The organism is Novosphingobium colocasiae (genome assembly GCF_014652555.1).
Classification (GTDB): Bacteria; Pseudomonadota; Alphaproteobacteria; order Sphingomonadales; family Sphingomonadaceae; genus Novosphingobium; species Novosphingobium colocasiae.
Window position 1 is genome coordinate 1 of record NZ_BMZA01000046.1, and the last position, 3,970, is coordinate 3,970.

Below are 3,970 nucleotides of genomic sequence, written 5' to 3' on the forward strand. Positions count from 1 at the left end.
TCAGATAATCAGCCCCATGGGAATCCCCCGCGATTCAACTTGGTCGAATTCGAGTCTAGCTTGGCACGCAAGGACGCGATCGCGGTGCCAAGGCCCGGGATTTGCGCGGCCTGTGCATTATCGCTCGAGGAATGCCTTTCCTTGGCCCGCCCCTGGGCAATAGCCGAACGTGGCACAGAGGGCGTTGCGCTAAGCGCCGGCCCTCTCAGCAAATGACCAGGCGATCGCGGTCATTTTGGGAATTTTCAAGGCTTGGGCACGGGCGTTCGGGTGATTTGCGGTTCCATCCCGAACTCGCCCGGCGATGCTGTAGAGAATGGCCGTCGTGCGGAAGCAGTTGTAGGCGAAATACCAGTCCAGATTTGGCAGGCCGTCGCGCCCCGTTCGGGCGCAATAGGCCTCCACAACCTCTCCAATAGTCGGGATGCCGTGAGCCGACAGATCGGGAATGTCCGCCAGAGCCGAGGTTACCCAGTTCATCAGGAGATAGGTGAAGTCCGCCAGCGGGTCGCCAAGGGTCGAAAGTTCCCAGTCCAACAAAGCGACGACGCGCGCTTCATCAGGATGGAAAATCATGTTGTCGATCCGGTAATCGCCATGCACAATCGAAGTGCGGTCCTGCGCCGGCAGCGTGGCGGACAACCATTCTATCAGTCGCTCCATGACGGGATCGGGCTGTTCACAAGAGGCACGATACTGTCGAGTCCAGCGCTCGACTTGCCTTCCCATATAGTTGCCGGGCTTACCGTAATCGCCAAGGCCGAGCTTTTCGTAATCGGCGTTATGGAGATCGGCCAGCGTGTGAATTTCGGCATTGTAAATGGCCCGCCGCTCGGCTGGCTGGTACTGCGGCAGCGTCGGATCCCACAGGACCCGCCCCTCTACCATGTCCATGACGTAGAACCATGTCCCGATCACGTCGACATCGGTGCAAAGGCCGTAGGTCCGAGGTACAGGCACGCCCGTTGGCCCCAAGGCCGACAGGACGCGATATTCCCGGTCCACCGCATGGGCTGAGGGCAACAGGTTGCCTGGCGGTTTGCGGCGCAAGACATACCGAGCGCCGGGCGTTGACAACTGGTAGGTCGGGTTAGACTGCCCGCCCTTGAACTGGGTCACCTCCATCGGGCCGGCATACCCCGGGATGTTTGCCTCCATCCAGCGGGACAGCGCCGCAACATCGAAACTGAGCGCTTCGGCGACGGGCTTAGTGCCCATGTTATCCGTCGCTCGCTGGTCCTCGTTACTGGCAACCATGTCCGTTCACACTCCTTGCGCTTTGGCCTGCAGCAGGCCGCTCGGGTGGCCGTCCGCGTCGATGCCTGCCCGTGTACTCCGCTCGATACAATCGCTACCCACACATAGTGGCTCAGCCAAAATTAAAGGGCACGCGGCTGCCAGGTGCCCCAACCTGAATACGGTAGCACCGCCGGCGATCACTATCGGATCGTCACGGACCGAAGATCTAGATTCGATGACATCGATAGCTACAGGTGCCAAAAATTGCTGCCGCCGTAAGGTAAGCTCCCCAAACAACATGAGCCGCGCTCCTATCCCGGATGAGGTTGAGCAGCGCCGAGCGCAAGTACAACCCTGACGAAATCACTCAGTCTCGTCACACGTCAAATGTCACTAGTAGAGACTGGTGAAACTGCGTCCAGACCCGCCGCACCCCATTACAATTGCGATCACGTCGGCATCCCACGCATGCGATCACGCCTGCCCCATCACATCTGCAATATGGCTTTAGGAGCCGGCCTGCGTGCTTGGACTTGAATGGTTGTCATGGCAGTAGCTACATCGACAGGAGTTAAGCCGTGGATATTAGTTTTCTCGACAAAGCGACACTGTGGCCGAAGGGCCGCTTATACGAAGACTTTTTTGTTGGTCAGGAATTCGAACATCACTGGGGCAGGACGATCTTCGAGAGCGACAACGTGCTGTTCAGCACGCTCTTGATGTCGTTTGTTCCGCTCTACTTCAACCGCGATTATGCCAAGGCGCACGGACATCCGGATGTCGTGGTGAACCCCCAGCTCGTTTTCAACATTGTGCTGGGTCTGGCGGTGGAAGACTGTAGCGAGATTGGCGGACCGTTTCTCGGTGTCTTCGATCTCAAATATCATCGCCCGGTCTATCCGGGTACGACGATCTATTCGCGGACAAAGACAACTGACATGAGGCTATCAAGCAGCAATCCGAAAAACGGAATTGTCACTTGGGAGACTGAAGGTCGTGACGAGAACGGAGAACTGCTGGTCAGCTTCCGCCGTTCGAATCTAGTTAAGCGGCGCACAGGAGCCTCGCAATGAAATATCCGGCGGCATCTACGGCGAATAATTTTTTCGATGATTTTGAAGTTGGCATGTTGATTCGGCACGCCAGAGGCAAAACTATAACCAACCTGGAAAATGTTCTCTTCACGAACCTCACGATGAATACATCGGAAGGCCATTTCAACGAGGACAAATTGAGCACGTCCTCGTTTGGCCGGGTTGTGTCTTATGGTGGTGTGAATTTTTCGATGGTTCTCGGCTTGGCGTCTCAGGATTGCTGTGAGCAAGCTCTTGAAGAACTGGGCCTGGACAACATCAAGCTTACAACCTTCGTGGGGCACGGCGACACGCTGTACGCCTATTCGGAAGTGCTCGCAGTCGAAGGCGCCGATCGCGAAGATGCCGGAATCGTGACCTTCCGTCACTACGGTGTAAACCAAAGACGAGAGCTCGTCGCTCAGGTTGATCGCCGTGTTATGCTGAAGCGCCGAATTACCTCGGCCGCTGAATAGAAAACAATCCTTATTCTAGCAGGCGGTCCCATGCAGAAGTGATACCGCCTGCTTGATCATCAAGTCACGAGGGCCGTGCCCTTGATCACGTTGATGAAATCCGGTGATGCACCAAGCACGTCACCGTGACCAAGGCCGGAAAGCTTTGGCTTCTGGTGGTCCGGAAAATAGTGTTGGATCACTACCATGCGCCTGACACTATCGGCTGCGGAAGAAGCAACTTCGCGAGCGATATCGCCCGAATCGTGGTGCATTTTGGACGCTGCCAACAACGCATGATGTAATGATCGCGTACCACATCCGGAGAATAAGGAATGTCACTTCAAGGGAAAAAGGCACTCGTCACGGGCGGATCCCGCGGTATCGGCTCGGCGATCGCCAAGCGGCTTGCGGCAGAAGGGGCGACTGTTGCTATCACCTACGCCGGGAACAAGGCAGCCGCGGACGCAACGGTCGCGGCGATTGAGGACGCTGGCGGCACTGCCTACGCATTCCAGGCCGACGCCGCAGATCCCGCATCGCAACGCTCGGGCATCGAACAGGCTGCAGGAGCACTGGGGGGCCTCGACATTCTGGTGCACAACGCGGGCATCGTGGAGTTCGCCGTCGTCTCCGACGACACAGACGAGAACTTCGACCGACAGTTTGGCGTCAACGTGAAGGGTCTGCACGTAGGCACCCGCGCAGCGTTGCCGCACTTGGCCGACGGCGGCCGCATCATTCTGATCGGCAGCATTGCGAGCCAAAAGGCTTTCCCGACAAACTCCGTGTACAGTGCAACCAAGGCCGCCGTAGCGGCGCTGGCGCGAGGCTGGTCAAAGGACCTCGCTCCGCGGAAGATCTTGGTCAACACTGTGCAACCCGGGTCGATTGACACCGACATGAACCCCGCCGATGACGAATTCGCACCGCAGGCGATAGGTTTGATCCCATTGGCCCGCTTTGGCTCCGCCGAAGAGATCGCGGGCGCGGTCGCATTTTTCGCCGGCCCGGATGCGACCTACATTACAGGTGCGACGCTCAACGTCGATGGCGGCGTGGCAGCCTGACAGCAGAAAGCTCACGGCACCTTCCTGCAAGTTGCCACCGCTTTTCAGCCTGGGCGTGGGCGATGTCTGTCGTAAGCGTAGCCGCCGCCCCACCTTGCGGGCTTGAAGCGCAGCGTCGAGTCTCCGCGCCCTG

General features: G+C 58.0%; 5 protein-coding genes. 3 read left to right on the forward strand and 2 right to left on the reverse strand.

Annotated elements, in window-relative coordinates:
* Positions 1–189 precede the first annotated feature (189 nt).
* Entirely contained in the window at positions 190–1,257 is a 1,068-nt protein-coding gene (locus IE122_RS18015; RefSeq protein ID WP_189622611.1) for a phosphotransferase family protein, read from the reverse strand.
* Positions 1,258–1,817: 560 nt separating this feature from the next.
* Here IE122_RS18015 and IE122_RS18020 point away from each other — a divergent pair.
* Together IE122_RS18020 and IE122_RS18025 are read left to right on the forward strand one after the other, a co-directional pair.
* Entirely contained in the window at positions 1,818–2,312 is a 495-nt protein-coding gene (locus IE122_RS18020; RefSeq protein WP_189622612.1) for a MaoC family dehydratase, read from the forward strand.
* Entirely contained in the window at positions 2,309–2,788 is a 480-nt protein-coding gene (locus tag IE122_RS18025; protein ID WP_189622613.1) for a MaoC family dehydratase, read from the forward strand. Before IE122_RS18020 ends, IE122_RS18025 begins: the two co-directional genes overlap by 4 nt.
* Positions 2,789–2,847: 59 nt before the next feature.
* Here the strand turns inward: IE122_RS18025 and IE122_RS18030 are convergent, their stop codons facing one another.
* Positions 2,848–3,042 carry a hypothetical protein gene (locus IE122_RS18030; protein ID WP_189622614.1) on the reverse strand — a complete coding sequence of 65 codons (195 nt, stop codon included), beginning with the start codon at positions 3,040–3,042 and terminating at the stop codon, positions 2,848–2,850.
* 60 nt (positions 3,043–3,102) lie between these two features.
* On the opposite strand from IE122_RS18030, the gene IE122_RS18035 reads away from it, so the two are divergent.
* A complete protein-coding gene (locus IE122_RS18035) occupies positions 3,103–3,837 on the forward strand; it encodes an SDR family NAD(P)-dependent oxidoreductase (protein WP_189622615.1) in 735 nt (244 codons plus the stop codon).
* Positions 3,838–3,970: the final 133 nt, after the last annotated feature.